Source organism: Caproiciproducens sp. CPB-2 (assembly GCF_036287215.1).
Taxonomy (GTDB): domain Bacteria; phylum Bacillota; class Clostridia; order Oscillospirales; family Acutalibacteraceae; genus Caproiciproducens.
On record NZ_CP142860.1, the window covers coordinates 2957845 to 2975293 of the forward strand.

Consider the following 17449-nt stretch of genomic DNA (forward strand, 5'->3'; position numbering starts at 1 on the left):
TCCTCCATTTATTTCGGCGCGGCCTGAACAATGGTCCTCGTCGTGTTGACTGCCGCCTGCGCCGTATAGACAGCGCTCATGATATTGGCGCGCGTGCTGGTGTCCAGACCGAACGCGCCGCAGATTCTCGGCACCTCTCCGGCCGCCAGCATCAGGCCGAGCCCCAGCAGGCAGTGATCCGGAATGACCATAAGCCCGGCCACAAGAATGGTCGCCTGCAGAAAGGTGGTCAGGCACAGACCGATGATCTGCTTGCACCACTGCACAAAGCCGTCCATATACCCTCGCGGGACGCTGAACATATACAGGGAGCCCACAGAAATCTGAATGAGCAGGATGCCGCCTCGCTTGAGGTTGGAAAAGAAAACTTTGATTACGGCGTAGCCCATCATAATGATGATGAACAGCACCATGATTGGGCTGGTGATGCTGCCCAGCCCGCCGAATATGCCGGAACTGGCCGCTTCCTTCGCCGTCCCGGCCGCGTTGAGCCCGTCAATGATCTGCGTCGCCAGCGTGTCGATGCCGCTGCCGTAACCGGTGATTCCAGAGGTCAGACTGGCCTGCAGGTTGACGGAGAGCTTGAACAGCTCCACCGGCACCGTCGTGAACAGGCTGACGGCAAGGAAGCCCTTAAGCGCGTTGAGCAATGATTCTTTCACGCTGCCGCGTCCGTTCTGATAGTCGATGCCGGTTTCAAACGCGGCTACCACGAGGCCGACAGCGAAGAGCGTCCAGCCAAGGTAGTTGAAAAAGAGGACGATGGACTGCACCCACGGCATATCGAAAAGCTCCACGCCCATGCTGCCCATTTGAGAGAAAAAGTCGCCCAGAAATCCGACCACCTGGCCGTACACCCAGTCGATGATCTGATCCATCACGTCGCCGAGTAAAAAGTCCCATATAAACAATTGCAAAATCACCTCCCTTCACAGCGGCGCGGCCACTTACATTTGCTGTCCCATCTGCATTTCCGGGTCTGTGATCTGCTGCTCAATTTCCATGCTTTTTGTGATCATGCGTTCAATGGACTCAGTGGAGTCAAACAGATACAGATTTTCATTGACAAACCGGTTTTCATGGTACATCAGCGCACCGCAGAGCTCGCCCATGACCTTGCAGGCGTCGAGGTTCGTGTCGACCGTCTTGATCGTCCCGATATGGAGCGAATTCCTGCCGCTTTCATCGAACTTCCCCTTGAGATAGCAGTCGATGTATATCCCCTCGGAGCCGCCGAAGTTCATGGCGGGGAGCAGGTCGAATTCATAACTGCACAGCTTACCCTTGTCGCTCGTATCGTCGAGAATGTATTCGTCGATGGCATCAAAACGGGCGAGATCGCCATTTTCCCTGGCCTGCTTGATGATCCTGTCGAAGAGCTGCCCGCCGGTCATTCGCTGCTTTTCAAGATTCATCCGGAACTCCCGCTGGAGCTTTTCACTCAAATTGGAGCTTTCGCGGTATCTCTCCAAGGGTACGACATAGGAATCTGGATTGCCGTCCCGGTCAAGATAGCGGTCGCAGAAGTAGCTTGCACGGCGCGTCAGTTCCTCGACGTCACAGGGTTCGTCCGGCAGGTTGTCCCGCAGCAGAGCCAGCCGCTTTTCGTCCATGTGATCGAGGATATATACTAAAAGGTTCAACTCCTGAACGCCGCCCTCGACGGCGTTCGGCATGAGACTGCCCAGCTTTTCATTCAATTCGGTGTCCGGCGTCTCGAAGGTCACGGACACTTTGCCATACGCCAGATAATACGGCATCGGCCTCTGCACGATGTCCTCCACACGGATAGGCAAAATCAAGCCCTGCGTTTTGCCGCTCTGGGTGGTCAATGTCAGATTAAGCATAAACGCGTCCTTTCTCACATTCCAAGGATGCTCCAAACGTAGAGCGGTGCAGTCAGCGTGAACACGAGGCACACAAACAGGATCGCGGGGCCGCTCCATTCGAACTGGCCGTGCTTCCGATAGTCGAAATACGCCATACCCAGCTTCGCAAAGAAGAACACGGCCAGGATGAGATCAATCGCGGGGAACACGACATTGTTGACCACCTGTTTGATCTGGCCGGAAGCGTCGTTCCAGGTGCCTTCAATCGCCCCGGCCACATCTCCGGCGGCGAAGGCGGGCGTCGCCATGAGGATGCAGACGATGAGAACGAGGCAGAGCATGGCAATCAGTCTTTTCTTTTTCATAAACTTTTAACCCTTTCGTTATAAAATGGCCGCCGAGGATTCTCGGGGGCCTTGTGTGTTTGCTTACGGATTTGCCGGGGCGATATGCCATTCCTCCCACAGGTTGCCTCGAATCGTGATGCTGTCCGTGAGATTCATGCTGAGCATCCCCGCGGGCGTCCAGCAGTCGAGGAGCCAGGTGTAGGGCGTATATGCGCCGTCCGGGAACCAGATTGGCGTGAAATGGGTGCGACGGTTATAGGTGGAATACCGGTTCTGTCTGAATGCGAACGAGGAGCCTTTTCCGATGATCGTCGGATCCAGCAGCCGCCAGTAGGTCTGATAGCCAAACTCCGGGAAATAGGTCACGGCGTTTTGTGCGGCGGTGACCGCAGCAGACTGGTTGGTGCGAACATGGGCGGTCACGCTTTCCTGAATGCCGTAGCCGCTCTTGGTGGTATTGCTGGCTGCAGTGGGCGATTTGTCGTCCGGTGTGACGTCCATCTGCGCGGTCAGCGTTGCCGTATAGCTGTTCCAGTCAAACTCCCACCAGCCGTGATCTTCCCACCAACCGCGATCCACCCAGTGATACCAATGATCCGTATGACTCTTTCCGTCCGCGTCGGTCCAGTGATCCGTGTGCCAGCATTTTTCCCAGTTGGGCACCCATTCCCAATTTTCGTGCCAACGCGGAGACCAAATGCCCCAGCTTGCCGAGGTTGCTTCCACGTTGGTCGGCACGGGGCTGGCTGCGTAGGCGTCGTTTCTGTCCGTGGCAATGGGATTAGGCGGATCTTTACCGGCAAAATCGGTGATGTTGCAGACGACGGTGCTCTGCGCCGAACCGCCTCCCGTCACGGACACATCAATTGTGATGACGCAGGGTTCGGTCGGCGTGTGCCACCGCACCCAAACCAGTTGGCTGTCACCGTCCGGATAGTAGACATTGCTCACAGTATAGGTCGTCCCCTGAATGTTGAACCGGACACTGACGGGATTATCCGGATCGGACTGCCCGCCGCTGACCTCCACCGAAGTTATGACGTCGGTGTCTATGCGATACTCGTAATCAAAGGAATTCGTCACAGGTGACTCCGTCATGTCGTTAAAACGCACAACACCGATGCCGAGGGCTGAAATGATATCGGAATTACTGACCTTCTGCGTTGTACTGCCGCTCCAAGCCGGATATCCGAGGTCGGCCTTTTCCAGGAAAATAGCCAGCGGAAGGTTTTTGTGCGTCAGCGAGAGCATTTTGGCCCGCAGGCCGCCGTTGACCTGCTGATCGTAGAGAGCGGCTTCCGTGGCGGTCATGGCGTATTGCAAGCCGTTGAAAAAGAAATACGCGATTGGCTCAATGACGATTTTATACTTGCCGCCAACAAGTGTTTCAAAATCAATCCCAACATATCCGGAGATCCCTCGTATCGTCTGCTCGTCTGTGAAATAACTACGGATGGCGTTGATGCTCGCAGGAAAAGAGCCGGATGAAATAATTCGCGGAAGTGATTGCGAGGGGTGAATGCAACTGTATCCACCGACTTTCGGCGAAAGCGAGCGTCCCCCGTTATAGGAGAGCTTGCATACTTTTCCAAAATGGACAAGAGAAGTACCGGGATTCTGGTTGGTCAGATCAATAACGCTTCCGACGACAGCGTGTGTCTCCGCGTTTACCACGGAAACGCGGACGCCGTCCATACCTGGGTTCCAATAGCTTGAGGAACTGCCTTCGCCCATGCCGCCACCTCCGCCGTCGATGTTCGGATCTCCTGTTGCGAAGGCTGGTACAGCGACGGATAGCAGGAGCAACACGGAGAGAAAGATCGTGAAGATTCTTTTCATGGCGCCTCCTTTTTCGAAGAAAAAGCGCAGCCTTTCGGCTGCGCCTGAGAAGCGGGGCTTTTAGCCCATGCTTCCGATTTTGTTTCCGTTTTCATAGATGCTGTTGTCCTCAACCACCTGATTGCCGCCGTCATTATCCACATATCCAAATCCCGGCACATAAACCTGCCCGCCTGAATTCGTGCTCCCGGCCTCTGGCTCGGACGGCTCTGTCACCGTGGTCTGTTCCTTTGTATAAGTTGGCGGCGTTTCCGCGTTCCGTTCCTCCTGCGGCACATCCTCGCCGGTGTGGTCGTCCGCGACGGTTGTGGGTTTTTCCGGCGTTTCCGGCTTCACGGGGTCTGCCTGGATTGTCTGCTCCGTGCCTTCGCTGTCCGCGCCCGTGCTGGGATCGGACGTCTCGCTTGCTGAGCTCTCCGAGATCTGGACGCTGGGCGTTTCCGTTTCAATGGTCATCTGCGGCGAGGTTTCAGAAGACAACGGCGTTCCCGGCGCGGGATCGACGGCGCACTTGCTGCCGAATTGTCCCGCGATCACTACAACCAGTACCACGCAGGCCAGCGATCCCAGAACGATCAACCATGTGCGTTTTGTCTTATCTTTCATAGAGTTTTGCCTCCTTTTTCTGCTCTCTTTGGTTATCCCTCTAATTCGCACCCTACCATAGAAGAATGCGAAAGTCTATTAATATTCCGAAGTTTTTCAAAACTTCGGAATATATTTTGCCTGAACCCGAAGCTGCATTCGCAGGGGCGGCAGTACGGACCACGCGAAGCTTGTCGGCACTTCCAGCACCAGCGCCGCGTCCGCCAGATAACCTTCGCTCTCGCCGCTGGCCAGACCGTTGTTGGAAAGGGTCACGGAAAGGCCTGAAACCGTGTACTCCAGTTTATCCCCGGCATAGCTCGAATAGGAATCCGTACCGGTGGAGGTCAGACCGAGGGTGGCGGCCAACTGACCGTATATATTGCCGGTATCGAGGCTTTCCGCCCAGGATTCATCATCAGTCGGTGCGTATCCCGCCGCATAGCCCTCGCGGACGGCGTGATAGACGTCGTCGAAATTGTCGTTGATCGTGCTGATGACCGACTGCTGCACAGCGTCCCGGACGCCCTGGACGATGATGGTCACACGGAAATACTCCGAAATGCCGCAGAAAATGAGCAGCAGGCAGAGCGTCACGGCGATGGTCATCGGAAATCCGTCGCCGCGCTTGCCCTTCAGCAGAGGATGCCGTTTTCCGTTCTGAACTACCTGCCTTTTTACCGGTTTATGGATCGCATCTTTGGCGCACTTGACAATGCGGAGGGGGTATGGGGTGATCTTGCTCATTTCCAGTACACCTCCGATTTGCCTGTCGCCTGCGCTGTCAGATTCACCGGGAAGGAGCCAAGCCCCCCGAAGCCGATGTCCATCTTCAGTGTTGCCGTGACCGTCACTTCCTCATTGAGCTGGATTTGCCCGGTTCTTGACCAGCTCACTTTCGGCGAGATGCCCAGGCGCTCCGACAGGATCTCGGCTCGGGTACTGGTGGCGTTGCCGACCTGCCCTGTGATCTCGGCTTCCCGCACCAACTCAGTGGCGTAAGTATCCAGATTGTGCTTGGCGATGAAAACAGGCAGCACCTTCACGGCAAAACCGATCACCAGCATGGCGCAGAGGATCAGCACGACCACATCGATGTAGCCCTCGCCGGGTTTTCCGGCTTTCAGCCTTTTCAACATAGTTGATCCCCCCTTAAAACAGCATTGCCATGGAATTAAGGATCACCATGGCAAGCACAACAATATAGGTCAGCATGAAGCAGGCCAGCATGATAAAGCTGAACACGCGGATCTTGGGCGGGATCTTCGCCGCTTTTGCCTTGAGTCGCTGGAGCTCCTGCTGCTTGAGGTCATGGCTGAGCATTTGGAAATACAGACGTCCGTCGTCGCCGCGCAATACGCCGATGAGTCCTCTCGTGATATCCGAGAGCATGGGCGAAGCGATTCTTCCCTCGAAGCGCACCAGCGCAGCCTCATAGGAGGACGAGCGCATATCCGCCGTGAGAACGTCGAGCTCCGCGGTGAACTCCGGCCCGGCGTGGTTCTTGTAATTCTCCAGAATGGTCAACACATCGCGGCTGGAAGCCAGCTCCTGCTCGATGGTGGCCACAAAGCGCGGCAGCTCCGAATCGATCTTGTCCCTCCGTTCCGCCACCTTTTCGTCCGCTTTGCGGGATTCCTTAAAATACGTGAGGATGGTGAGCACGACGACCACCAGCGCCAGCAGAGGAAAGATGAGCAGGCACGGGATCGTCAGCAGGAGCAGGGCGCAGGGCTTGACGATGGTGTAAGCCGTGTAGACCTCCGGCGTCATGTCCATACTCGCCGCGTTCAGTATCCGCGCCATATGCGCCCGTTTATACTCGTCCATGCGGATATGCTTCGAGAGCTTGATAGCCCAGCCAAGAAACAGCGCGTCCAGCGACTTCATCCGCTTATGCTCCGCCTTGCCTGCCGACAGCAGGGCCTTCTCGGTGGAGAGCCGGGGCAGTTTCAGAATATCCGCTGCGATAAAGAACAGACCGGCGGCGAGGGCGCATCCGAATAAAAACAATAAGAATGTCACGCCCGTCACCTCCTATACTCGATGGGTTGCGTCAGCTTTACAACAAAAGCAAAGGAAACGAAGATTGCGCCAGCGCAGACGGCGAGGACGATCTGGCCGGGGACGGTATGCATCAACGCGGCGTACCAATCCGCATTGATGAACTTGAGCAGCGGGACGTTCAATACCACCAGCGCCGCCATGGTGATGAATTCCTTCCGTGGACCGAATACGAGGTTTTCCAGCTCGCCGTTGACGATCCGCATATCTGAGAGCTTTGCGACGATAGGCGTTAGCGTGATCTTGAGCCCCCGGTCGTACTGGCAGGCCATCACCGCGTCGCACCATTCCCGGAACACCTCGTTGTCGATGGAGCCGCGAAGCTCCATGAGCGCGGCGTCCACATCCGGGTCGACGCGCTCGACTCTGTTCAGAAAGTTCCGGAACACGCCGCGGACCGGCTGGTTGAGATAGTTGATGTTTTCCTCCACGGCGGTGAGAAAGTCCTCGCTGCGGAGATATGCCGTGGTGATGATGGAAAGCGCCGTTTCCAGCTCCGAGGCGACGTCCTTCTTGAAATGTCCTGCGGTCAGCTCGATATACCAGAATGGGACGAACATCATGCCCACCGCCAGCACCGGCACAAGGAAAAAATTGCCAATAATGATGGCAACCGCCGCACCGATTGTGAACAGCAGCAGGGATGCGGCGCAGATCACCGGGAACCGGGTTTCTTTACCGGTGGCTTTCAGGATGACTTGCGTATCCTCAATTTCCCGACGCAGAAAGGATTTTTTCCTGCGGTGCGTGCTCTCGTTGATCTCTGTGCGGATACTCTTTGGCGCGGAGGTCAGGCGCTTGAATACGCCCTCGGTGAAGTCCATGGGCGAAATGCGGAAAGTGAGAAAAGCGCCGGCGATCATGCCGGCACAGGCGACTAAGAGTAATGTGGTCAAGCGGTTGCCGCCTCCTTTCTTAGAAATGATTGCAGCTGCGTATCCGGCATGCCGTTGTCGACCAGCCGTCTTTGCAGGCTCTGTGAGATGTCCATGTCCCGTTCATGGTATCCCTCAATGGTGTAATTGCCATTTTCATAGTAGTTTTTGGTGATGTGATAGCGGTAAATGGGATTGTATCGCCGCGTCCCATCTGGCAGGATCTCACACTCCATGATCTCCATGAGGCGGCGCTGTTTGTTCTCAAGCTGTTTACAAAAAACCACCAGCGGATAAGCCTCGGTTACGTTGTCCATGAGGGTCGCGTCGGACATATCTACGGCGCGCTTGCACAGGGAGACCATGCGGCGATAGGTGGCCTCGCAGGAGCTGGAGTGGATGGTGGTGAGCACGCCCACGCCGGTTCGGGCCGCCTCCTGTGCCGCGTTTGCTTCCTCGCCGCGCATCTCACCCACAAAGATCAGGTCGGGGTTGAATCGGAGAGCAATGTCCAGCAGGCTGATCTGCGTGATGCGCTGACGGTCGTTTTCGCTGTCGCGGGTGAGCGTGTGAACGACGGAGTTGACCACTTGGCCATCCTTCTCCCGCACCAGCTCTATCTCACGGGAGCCGTTCTCGATGGTGAAAATACGCTTGTTATCCGGTATGGTGGTCAGAAGCCAGCCTGCCATGGTGGTTTTGCCGGAGCTGGTGGCTCCCGCCACACAGATGGAGATACCGTAACGCAGGCAGGCGGCAAGAAAATCCAGCATTTCATCCGTGGCCGTCCCGCCGTCCACAAAGTCGGCCTTGGTCATGTTCTGCGGATTGACGATACGGATGGAGGCGGCCACGCCCACGTCCGCGTCCACTATCGGCGTTTTCAGGGCGGCGATGCGGATATTCTGGCTGAGCGTGCCGGTGACTACGGGGCTGGCGTTGTCCAGTATGACGCCGGAAGTGTGCAGCATGCGCCGGATGACGTTGATCGCATGATCCGGAGAGTCGAAGTGTTCTTTGAGCTTTTCCGACAGGCCGTTGGAATACTGGATCTCCACGTCCCGCCAGGAGTTGACGTCGATTTCTTCGATGCCGGAACCGAAGATGTATTTCGTAAGGAAGCCGTATTCCGCCATTTCGGAGTAGATGGTGTCTACCAGCTCGTCCATAGTCATGCCTTTGACGGCGATGCGCTTGTCCTGAATGTATTTTGCCGCGTATCGCTTGATTTGTTCCCGGCTGTCGGATTCTCCCGTCATCAGGGTGGAATAATTGGCCACGATATAGCCCTGTACCTCACGGCACACGTCGGGGAACTCGCGGGAGTCATCCTCCGGCGTGAAGAAAAGAGAATGCACCCGTCCGGTCAACACAGGCTTACCCTCGGCAGGGGGTGCTTCTTCGCTGGGGATTGCGGTGAGGGCTGCTGGTGCGGCAATGGTTTCCACCGCTTTTTGCGTGTGCTTTTCCTCCAGATTTGGCACAGGCGTCGCCGGCGCTGCCGGTACGAATACGGAGGCGCTTCGTTTTTTCCCTAACATCCTAACACCTCCTTCAGAATTCGATCCAGTTCCTTTCGGAACAGACGGCTATCCTTCATGGTGAGGTCGGCGAGGAGATTCCCGGAAAGGTACTGTTCCTCCAGTTCCTGCGAATAAGGCAGCTTAAAGGCCACCGTGCCCAGCACCTTTCCGATGTGCTCGGCGGCCTGCTGGGGCTTCACGTTCGACGCCACCTTGTACTGCTTGTCCGCGTCCCACTTGGTATCCTTGAGGAGCGGGAGCTGGCTGGAGAAATATCCAACGGATTTGAGGTCGCAGTTGGCGAGTCTCAGGACGCTGTCCGCCTCCATCAGCGCCACGGCAGAGAGGATGTCGTTGGAAATATAACTGCCGCAGTCCACAACGACATAGGGTGCAAGCTTCCGCAGCCCATCCAGCAGTTCTATGGCCTGCTGCTCCGTATAGGGAGGATAGGTGTATTCGTTTTCTCCTTTTTTCATTCCGAGTATCGTCAGATAGGGCATCCGCTTATGGGTAACGCAGTTGTTTTTGATGAGCGCGTCGCTCATATGGGGCACGGCGAGGATGCCGCCGAGGGAGCGCTCACACTCCAGCTCCGAGGGCGGGCAGATGCAGGGCAGCATGGGCGCGGTCATGTCGCACAGGAGAAGCGCAACATTTTTCTTTTTGTCGGCGAGAGCCTTCGCTAACTTTACAGCCGCAACGGTCTTCCCGCTGCCGGGGCTGCCCCAGACCGCAAGCATTCCGCCGCTTTCGGCCTGTACCTCCTGTTCCGGTTCATCGTTTGCGCCGCGGTGAAATATGCTTCTTTTCTTAAAGTTCATCGGTTTGAAGCCGCCTCGCTTTCCAGCGAGTTCTCAGCGGCTGGATCAGTAACCTCGCTTTCATCTGTTTTTTCCTCCTGAGTGGGATAGAGCTTTTCAATCAGCTCGTCCTGGGCCGTGATGAACGCATTGGCGACGTCCTGCGTGCCGCGATAGACGAGCGTCAGGTGGATCTTCGCGTCCTGTTCCAGCTCGGCCAGCACCTTCGCCTGCTCTGGACGGACGAGGAAGGTCACGGTCGAGGGAAGATCTTTTTCATCCTCGTTTGTCGCTTCGCCAGTGTTGGCGTCATAACCGGTGGAAGCGGTCACGCTGATAACCTCCACGTACTGCAATTCGGGCGGCACGACGGTTTTACCGCTCTCCTGATAATCCGCAACAAGGATCGAGACAATATCGCCGGATTTGAGCTTGCCGGAAAGGCCGGTGGCGAAGCTCTTGATCGTAACACTCATGGCCTGCTTGGTCCCGTCCAGATTGTAAAGGTAGGAGTTTTCGGCGGCAGGCGCGTCGGAGAGCTTGGACGGCAGGATATAATCGCCCGCGGCAAGGTCTGCCGCGGCGTACTTGCCCACGACGGACGCAGTGTCGTGCAGGACGTTGTCCGGCAGGTTGTACGCGCCGACCTCCACGGTCTGCACCATGTCCGCTGTGACCTGCTCCCCAGCGTCAATTGCCTTGGTCACGCGGACGATTTCTTCTTTCTGGCTGATGCTTCTGTTAAAAAGCGGCGTGATGCCGAAACAGATCACCAGCGCCGCAAGGATGCAGATGACGCCGACGACCGTCCGGTTTTTGAAAATACTCATAAAATAGAGCCTCCTAAATCATGAAATATGCGGCGGTAAAGCCGACAGCGAGAAACGGGGCCAACGGGTAGCTTTCCGGCGCGGCCCCTTGTTTTCGAATTCGGCGGATGAGCTTATCGCCGAGGGCAAACAGCAGGAAGATGAAAAGCGCGAGAGTTAGACCTGCCAGCCCCGGCCCAAGTCCCAGCACGAAGCCCGCGGCGGCGATGAGCATGGTGTCTCCTGCGCCGCCTCTGCCTCGGCCCGCCGCAAAGAAAAACGGGACCGCAAGGAGTAGTCCAAAAAGATTGGCGGGGCTGAAAGAAATCAGCCCCGCCAGAGTGAGAAGGATGCACGCGCTGTAAGGGATCGTCCTGCTGCGCAGGTCGGACACACCGGCGAAAACCAGTGGCCCAACAAACAGCAGGCCGCTGATCAGTTGCGGCATAGATCAGCCGAGCTGGTCGACCGCGCCGCCATAACCGAACATGTCGTTGATGGACTGTTCCAGTTTGGGGAGAACGGTGTCGCCGAACAGCTTATACAGGGTGAACAGCAGCAGAGCGCCCAGAACGACGGCAATCAGAATTTTGATGGCTTTTCTTCCGTTTTCATTTACACGATTGAGCACCGACCTCTCTAGGAGATTTAAAAATCCGTATCTTTTCATTGATAAAACCATTGATTTTTCCGCCTTTCCTGAAAATTTGGCAGCAAAAAGGCACGATCAAACCGCAGGGTTCAATCGTGTCAATTTTTTGCATGTGTTTTTGGGGTATAATCCAGTCGGCATACCCCGAAAGACTACTCCAGATTTTGTCTCTGCATCAGCAGATACAGCCTGCCCCTGAGCAATTCGCATTCCTCCTTCAGCGCAACTTTTTCTTCCCGCAGCCGTTTGATTTGCGTGTCCTTTTCCCTGATTTCCGCCCGAAGTTTTTGCTCCTTCGTCTGATGAACTGGAACCTTTTCATCCGTGGTTGGGGTCTCCGGGCGGGTAAAAGCGGCAACATACTCCGTGAGTACAGCCCGGACGTGGGGCTTTGCAAATACGGAACGGGACAAACCCGTGTACTCCATTAAATTTTTGATGCTGAGGCGGCAGCCCTGCGCCTGTAATTCGGAAAGAGCGTGCAGGACCTTGTTAATGGTTTCCTGCCTTGTCTGTTCCTGTTTCGCGGACAGTGTTTCGGGCAGTCGGCTATTCATTTTCCACCACCTCCATTCTGACCTTGCCGATCACCTTCCGAAACAGGTCGGCATTTCTGAGCGCGTTTTGGCGAAGCAGCGGAAACTGTGCGAAACGTTCTGCTTTTTCATCCCATGCCGCAGCCTGCTCTTCAAAAAGCGGGAGCTGCTCCGTGTCGGGAACAAATTTTTCACAGCTCAGGCAGTTCCACATATCGCTTTTGCAGTGGGTGATGTCGCAGCAGATCCCGCCGCGTACCCGATGGGCGCGCAGATTTTTCAGAAGCCGTACTTCACTCTGTTCATCCATGTGGAGAATCCGGCCGCCAAACAGGACATAGGGGTTTCCCGCAGGTTCGTTGAAGACTTGGCGCTGCCTGTTTAGCGTCTGTTCCGGATTTTGATCCAAGTGGGCATAAGAGCCCCAAAGCATGGCATCCCCGTGATGGCCGGTCATTTCGGCAACCTGTTCAATGGTAAAGCCCGCCAAAAGCCGGTCGGTGATTCCGTTGTGACGCAGCTGATGGCTTGTAAATACATATCGCCCGCCGCTTTCGTCCCGAATGTCATAACGTTCACAGATTTCTTTTAGGCGGTAGCTGACGCTGTACCATTGCAGCACAGGATAATTGTTTCGCCAGTAAACTGATCCGTCCTTTTGGACAAGCTTTTCCCGATAAGCAAGCAGCGCCCCGCGCTTACTCTCCGGCATAAATTCCTGTAACGCTTCTGCGGCCCTTTGCTGTTGCTGGATCAGATCAATGAGGAACGCGCCCATACCCTCGTTCCGAATATGGATGGAGCGCAGAATCGGTGCTTTGTGACCGCCGTTCTGCTTCCATGTGGGGATAAACAGCACGTAATCGCCCATATACCGTTTCATGCAGTCGATCTTCATGGATAAAACTTCGTTGATGCGGGATGGGATGAGGCGCAAAATCCAATAGACCACGCGGATTTCAAGCGGGATTTCACCTTTGTAGAATGCCCGGTCAAGCTGCTCCGTTACAAAATCGGGAATAAATTTTTCTTCTCTTTTTTCATGAGCCGGATAGGGATTCTTTCGGAAGGGATTTTTCAGTGTTTCTCCATCAAAGTCTTTCATAATTTCATACAAAGTGCTTACGTTGCCCCAGATGCGGTTTTTGCAGCCGCTTGTATAGCCGCGACCGTCAAGCTCCTGCCGGAAGAGGTAGACCAGATGTGTGTTAACCATTGACAGTTCCAGGATACCGCGCCCCGACAGAAACGCGCAGAAGACGGCAAGTCCGAATAGATCGGTTTTGACCGTCCTGACCGTGATACCATTGAGCAGCCGCAGAATCACATAGTATTTCATGATATCCCGGAACTCTTCCAGGATGTGTGCAAAATAAATGGTAATCATGTGCTTGTCCCCGTATGGGTAGCGGGTTCGGTTGTCGCAGATCCAGATGTCATTCTCGAAACGGATACGGCTTCCAAGCTCCTGCAGGAAGCCGATGTAGCGTGCCTTTTCGTCAGCGTCAAACCTGAGCAGTGATGTCACTGGAATTCCCATCAGGCTTCACCGCCTTCCAGCGCCCTGACAATACCCGCGTATCCCGTGGCCAGAGCCTTTTCCTGTTTGTACTCTGGAAAATTCTCATATTCGGAAATGCCGTTTGCATGGTAAACGGAGAGAAGAGCGTTCAGCCGTTCTGCCTGTTCCGTGTGAAGCTGGCGCCAATAAGGCAGATACCTGACGCCTGTGCACAGATTTTTGCAATTGACGCAGTTTACCAAACTGTTTCGGCTGGTGCATCCGCCCTCGCTCAGCTTTTTAAGGCAATGCCCGAACTCCACCCTGCGGCTTTCAAGATAGAAGTCCACATAGAGGGCACGGCGCTCCTCCTCGGAAAACCGTGAAAGCTGCTTGTCCGACAGCATCAGTTCAAACTTTGTCTTGAAGAACGCCGTGTTCATTTCAGCCAGCTTTTTCTTTCGGACGTCGGCGTAATAGGCGGCGGAGGTTGATGGGGACAGATGCCCAAGAAGATAAGCGAGTTCTTCCATTGTGCCGCCGTTTTCAATTAACGTCACGGCCAAAGTCTTCCGATATTGCCTCGCGGTGAAATGCCAGAGTGCACCGTTCTCATCCCTCAAGTCGTAGCGCTTTGCAATTTGATCCAGCTTTACGAGAAAATACTCTGGATTGATCATGGATGCCTTGAAGTTTTTTCGCTTGTCAATAAAAATATAAGGAAGGCCGTACTCCTTGCGTAGCGCTTCCGTCTTTGCGGCCTGTGCAGCGATTTCACCGGCAAGTTCGCCGGTGATCATGATCCGGCGATGATCCTCCCTGCCGTGACGCCTCCGGGCCGCGATTACCTTGTATGGAATGTAGCGCAAATTAAAAATGCCGTCATAACTTGTCTTTTCAAGGCAATTATCCTCCAGAAAAACGGCCTCTTTCGTCCGTATACCCGTCTGGGACAGAATCTGGTACAAGAGCCGGTATTCGCCGCAGAGCTCATACATGTGCCGGTCCATCTCGTTCATTACAGACTCGGGAATAATGAGAGTGTTCTTGATATAGTCCTTGGAATTGTGAAAAACGAATGCCCGGAAAGGGTTGCTTTGGGGAACCGGGCTTTTGATGTTCTCATCCCGAAGGCCGCCCATCAGGTAATCCGTGACAGTTTGCATGGCGCTGAAAATGCTCATTGTGTTGCTGAAAGCCCACTGTTTCTCACCCGGCTCGTCACTCCTGTTTTCCAGCGCGATGTGGAGGGCTTTCACGTCGCATTCGGAGATGTCGGAAAAGAAATGAATCCGTCTGTTGTGGCTGCTGAGGAAATTGACGCCGTACGCCACGGCAGTCAAAAACCTGTCTTTGATCTGAATGAAACCCGAAAAACGCTGCTTCAGGTAATATTTGACCTCCATACGCAGGGACGCGGAGCGAATGACGGTAAAATCCATTTTGTTAAACCGCAGGGTCGGGCCGTGTTGGGCGTACAATACCCATTGATCGCTGTGAACATCCAGCTGCAAATGGTTTTCAGCCGGAAATTTTTCATACTGCAGCTGGAATTCTTCGTTGGCAACCCGTCTCATCATTTGGTCAAAACTGCATGGAATCAGTTTCGATGAGGTCCTTGTTCCGCCATACACATTTCCAAACAGTTTCGACAGGCTGATTTGCTCGCGCCGGTCTGTGAAAGTGTGTGCAATCCCGCGCAGATAAGCTTCCATCGTTTGCCTGTCTGTAAGCGCCGCATATTCAGCACATCGGAGCAGGCCGATTTTTCGAGTGATGTCCTTAAGGTCTAACCCTCCGAGCATTTGTTTTTCGATTCTCTCAGACCAGAAAGCCGAAAACTCGGATTCCAGGATTTCCTGATACCTGCGGCTGCCGGGCACCTCGTCAAAAATATACGTATAATCGTAATGAATGGGATCGTTTTCGCATCGCAGCATTTCCTCAAAGACGAAATGAGCACCGAGCTCCTTGGAACGGATGATGTATTCACTTTCAGCCCAACGGATTACCGCAGCTCTCGCGTAATACCGGAACATCTCATTGAAATCATCCGTAAAGGCCATGCTTCCGAGCTTCACAAAGGATATCCCGCCAAAGAAGCGGAAACTCTCGCAAAGCCCGGCGTTTTCTTCCCGGTAGGACTGACGCTTCAAAAGATTCCGGTACTTTTCAATTGCCAAAATCATCTCATCATCGCTGATGTCTTTTAGGTGCCTCATGGTGAGCCGGACGCCGTCGATGCTCCACATGGCGGACGCTCGTTTGATCCAAAGCCGTTCAATCATCAGAGAATCCCTCCTCCGGGTGAAGTTTCCGCAGAATCCGGTGCGCGACAATGGGATTGTTCTCGTCACGGTAGGAAGTGATGGAGTCGATACGCCGCCAACCGGTCTGGTGCAGGATATCCGTATCGGAGGAACCGCACTCCAGCATCCGCATGACTTTTGTACTTCTTCCGCTATGGGTGCGGATTTTTACTGGATCAAGCCCAGCCCGCCGGGCGCAGGCTTTAAAAACCTTGTAGTAATTCAAATACCGTAAGGGCTCTCCCTGATTTCTGCCACGGTTCAGATTGATAAAGATGTACTCCGAAATTCTGCCGCTTTGATTCTCCGCCAGCATGCGTTCGGTCTGCAAATATCTGTTCAAAAGCGCACAGGTTGTGATAGGCAAGGCGATAACCCGATGCGGGTTTTCTCTTCCGTATATGGCGTCTTCCCGTCCTTTGGAACGGGAAGAACGGATACAGCGTTCTGCCAGGTCATAGTCTTCGAGCCGCATGCTCAGCACCTCGTCAATGCGGAAACCCTCCAGTGTGATTCTGAAAACGACCTCATCCCTCAGTGTGAGAAAATTACCGGACAGGGCCTTGATTTCACTGTCGGTGTACCATTTGACATATTCGCGCCGGCCGCCAAGCCTTGGAAGATTTATGCCGACGAGATGTTTGTAGTCGTAGCTGTAAATCTGTCCGTACAGAAAGGATTTTGAAGCCCTTGCTTTTTTGCTGTCGGTTCTGAAGCACATTCCGGTTTCGTAATTGTCGTCCAGCCATCGGTACAGCGCGGTGATAACCGTGAGGTACTGTGATAGGGTTGAATAGGATACGGGGCGCTGCGGGGAGTAAAGTTTTAGGTTCGAGAGATCGCCATAGATCATCCGATGAAAGAAAGCTTTCACGTCCCTGTTTGTGGCCGCGTCGTACTCAATCCCCCTGTCATCGAGATAATTCAGAAACGTGACAATTTTTTTGCCGTATTCCTCGCCGGTCCGCGCCGACCTCATGTAGTTGGTTTCAAGCCACTCATTCAGAACGGGTGCGGGCAGGAGCCGATCCGTGATAAAATGCCGGAAGACCGTCCCTCCCGCGTCCGTTTCAAAGGCGAACCTGACCAATCGAAAACGTTTGCTGTTTGTTTCCATGCCAAACCTCTTTCCGCCCGGTGATATTTCATTTACGGGCGAAAAGAGTATACCATGCCCGGCTGCATGGAATGGGTAAGCCGCATTAGCCCTTGTAGTTGAACATGTCCTTGATGCGCTGGGTTACGGTAGGCAGGATCGTATTGCCGAACAGAGCGTAGAGCCCGGCGAGAAGCAATGCGCCCAAAACTACACTGATGAGTATGGCTATCGCCGTATCGAGCGCTCCTTGGCCTCTCCTGTCGGTCAGAACCTGTTTTGCCCTTACTGCAAAGGCAGTGGACTTCCGCCTGAGAAAATTACGGATCTTTTTCATGGACTGATTCCTCCTGTAAAGATAAAAATTTTAGTTACTTCTAAACAAGCAAGGGAGAACCCCTTAAAAAGGCTTCTCCCTCTCAGACACTCTCCCGTTTTCAAAGTTGTGGAACGGATTTAATCGTGTGAATTCCTATCGTGTCAACGAAGTAAAGAAAAGATGGCAGTGTCGATATAGCCCTCGCCGGAATTGCCGGAAAGGGCCCGGCAGGTAAACGCGCGGCTGCGGGACAGGGCGTTCTGTGCCTTTGTGCGGATGGTGAAAGCGACGTTCTCAACGGTGGTTATGATGGCATTGATGGTCTTTTTCATAAATCGTTTTCCTCCTATAATTCGATGGTG

General features: G+C 54.4%; 20 protein-coding genes. All 20 read right to left on the reverse strand.

The window, feature by feature from the left end; genetic code table 11:
- Positions 1-8 precede the first annotated feature (8 nt).
- The 20 genes from VXK30_RS14655 to VXK30_RS14750 all read right to left on the reverse strand — a co-directional run bounded on the left by VXK30_RS14655 (position 9) and on the right by VXK30_RS14750 (position 17419).
- Positions 9-911 carry a conjugal transfer protein TrbL family protein gene (locus tag VXK30_RS14655; RefSeq protein WP_275713662.1) on the reverse strand — a complete coding sequence of 301 codons (903 nt, stop codon included), beginning with the start codon at positions 909-911 and terminating at the stop codon, positions 9-11.
- Positions 912-947: 36 nt separating this feature from the next.
- Positions 948-1847 (reverse strand): hypothetical protein, encoded by a 900-nt coding sequence (locus VXK30_RS14660; RefSeq protein ID WP_275713575.1) that lies wholly within the window; start codon positions 1845-1847, stop codon positions 948-950.
- Positions 1848-1861: 14 nt separating this feature from the next.
- Positions 1862-2194: a DUF3852 domain-containing protein gene (locus VXK30_RS14665; protein ID WP_275713574.1), complete on the reverse strand. Its 333-nt coding sequence runs from the start codon at positions 2192-2194 to the stop codon at positions 1862-1864.
- A 63-nt stretch (positions 2195-2257) separates the two neighbouring features.
- The gene (locus tag VXK30_RS14670; RefSeq protein ID WP_275713573.1) at positions 2258-4015 is read right to left on the reverse strand and encodes a hypothetical protein; all 1758 of its coding nucleotides are present in this window, start codon (positions 4013-4015) and stop codon (positions 2258-2260) included.
- 60 nt (positions 4016-4075) lie between these two features.
- Positions 4076-4621 carry a DUF6550 family protein gene (locus VXK30_RS14675; protein ID WP_275713572.1) on the reverse strand — a complete coding sequence of 182 codons (546 nt, stop codon included), beginning with the start codon at positions 4619-4621 and terminating at the stop codon, positions 4076-4078.
- A 96-nt stretch (positions 4622-4717) separates the two neighbouring features.
- Positions 4718-5347, reverse strand: a complete 630-nt coding sequence (locus tag VXK30_RS14680) for a hypothetical protein (protein WP_275713571.1) — start codon at positions 5345-5347, stop codon at positions 4718-4720.
- Positions 5344-5739, reverse strand: coding sequence for a DUF4320 family protein (locus tag VXK30_RS14685; RefSeq protein ID WP_275713569.1), 396 nt, complete (start codon positions 5737-5739; stop codon positions 5344-5346). Before VXK30_RS14685 ends, VXK30_RS14680 begins: the two co-directional genes overlap by 4 nt.
- A gap of 13 nt (positions 5740-5752) precedes the next feature.
- Positions 5753-6625 carry a secretion protein F gene (locus tag VXK30_RS14690; protein WP_275713567.1) on the reverse strand — a complete coding sequence of 291 codons (873 nt, stop codon included), beginning with the start codon at positions 6623-6625 and terminating at the stop codon, positions 5753-5755.
- Between the two features lie 5 nt (positions 6626-6630).
- The gene (locus tag VXK30_RS14695; protein WP_275713565.1) at positions 6631-7560 is read right to left on the reverse strand and encodes a type II secretion system F family protein; all 930 of its coding nucleotides are present in this window, start codon (positions 7558-7560) and stop codon (positions 6631-6633) included.
- Positions 7557-9080 (reverse strand): CpaF/VirB11 family protein, encoded by a 1524-nt coding sequence (locus VXK30_RS14700; protein ID WP_275713563.1) that lies wholly within the window; start codon positions 9078-9080, stop codon positions 7557-7559. Before VXK30_RS14700 ends, VXK30_RS14695 begins: the two co-directional genes overlap by 4 nt.
- Positions 9074-9886, reverse strand: coding sequence for a nucleotide-binding protein (locus VXK30_RS14705; RefSeq protein ID WP_275713561.1), 813 nt, complete (start codon positions 9884-9886; stop codon positions 9074-9076). Before VXK30_RS14705 ends, VXK30_RS14700 begins: the two co-directional genes overlap by 7 nt.
- Positions 9883-10695, reverse strand: coding sequence for a Flp pilus assembly protein CpaB (cpaB, locus tag VXK30_RS14710; RefSeq protein WP_275713559.1), 813 nt, complete (start codon positions 10693-10695; stop codon positions 9883-9885). The genes VXK30_RS14705 and cpaB overlap by 4 nt, the downstream gene beginning before the upstream one ends.
- Positions 10696-10708: 13 nt before the next feature.
- Entirely contained in the window at positions 10709-11122 is a 414-nt protein-coding gene (locus tag VXK30_RS14715; RefSeq protein WP_275713557.1) for a prepilin peptidase, read from the reverse strand.
- Positions 11123-11125: 3 nt separating this feature from the next.
- A complete protein-coding gene (locus tag VXK30_RS14720; RefSeq protein WP_442867953.1) occupies positions 11126-11305 on the reverse strand; it encodes a DUF6133 family protein in 180 nt (59 codons plus the stop codon).
- A gap of 173 nt (positions 11306-11478) precedes the next feature.
- Positions 11479-11883, reverse strand: coding sequence for a DUF6262 family protein (locus VXK30_RS14725; protein WP_275713553.1), 405 nt, complete (start codon positions 11881-11883; stop codon positions 11479-11481).
- Positions 11876-13402: a tyrosine-type recombinase/integrase gene (locus tag VXK30_RS14730; RefSeq protein ID WP_275713551.1), complete on the reverse strand. Its 1527-nt coding sequence runs from the start codon at positions 13400-13402 to the stop codon at positions 11876-11878. The genes VXK30_RS14725 and VXK30_RS14730 overlap by 8 nt, the downstream gene beginning before the upstream one ends.
- Complete coding sequence (locus VXK30_RS14735) at positions 13402-15651, reverse strand: site-specific integrase (protein ID WP_275713550.1); 2250 nt, start codon at positions 15649-15651, stop codon at positions 13402-13404. The genes VXK30_RS14730 and VXK30_RS14735 overlap by 1 nt, the downstream gene beginning before the upstream one ends.
- A complete protein-coding gene (locus VXK30_RS14740; protein ID WP_275713549.1) occupies positions 15644-16789 on the reverse strand; it encodes a tyrosine-type recombinase/integrase in 1146 nt (381 codons plus the stop codon). The genes VXK30_RS14735 and VXK30_RS14740 overlap by 8 nt, the downstream gene beginning before the upstream one ends.
- A gap of 85 nt (positions 16790-16874) precedes the next feature.
- Positions 16875-17105: a DUF6133 family protein gene (locus VXK30_RS14745; RefSeq protein WP_066643549.1), complete on the reverse strand. Its 231-nt coding sequence runs from the start codon at positions 17103-17105 to the stop codon at positions 16875-16877.
- Between the two features lie 143 nt (positions 17106-17248).
- Positions 17249-17419: a hypothetical protein gene (locus VXK30_RS14750; RefSeq protein WP_275713546.1), complete on the reverse strand. Its 171-nt coding sequence runs from the start codon at positions 17417-17419 to the stop codon at positions 17249-17251.
- Between the last annotated feature and the right edge of the window lie 30 nt (positions 17420-17449).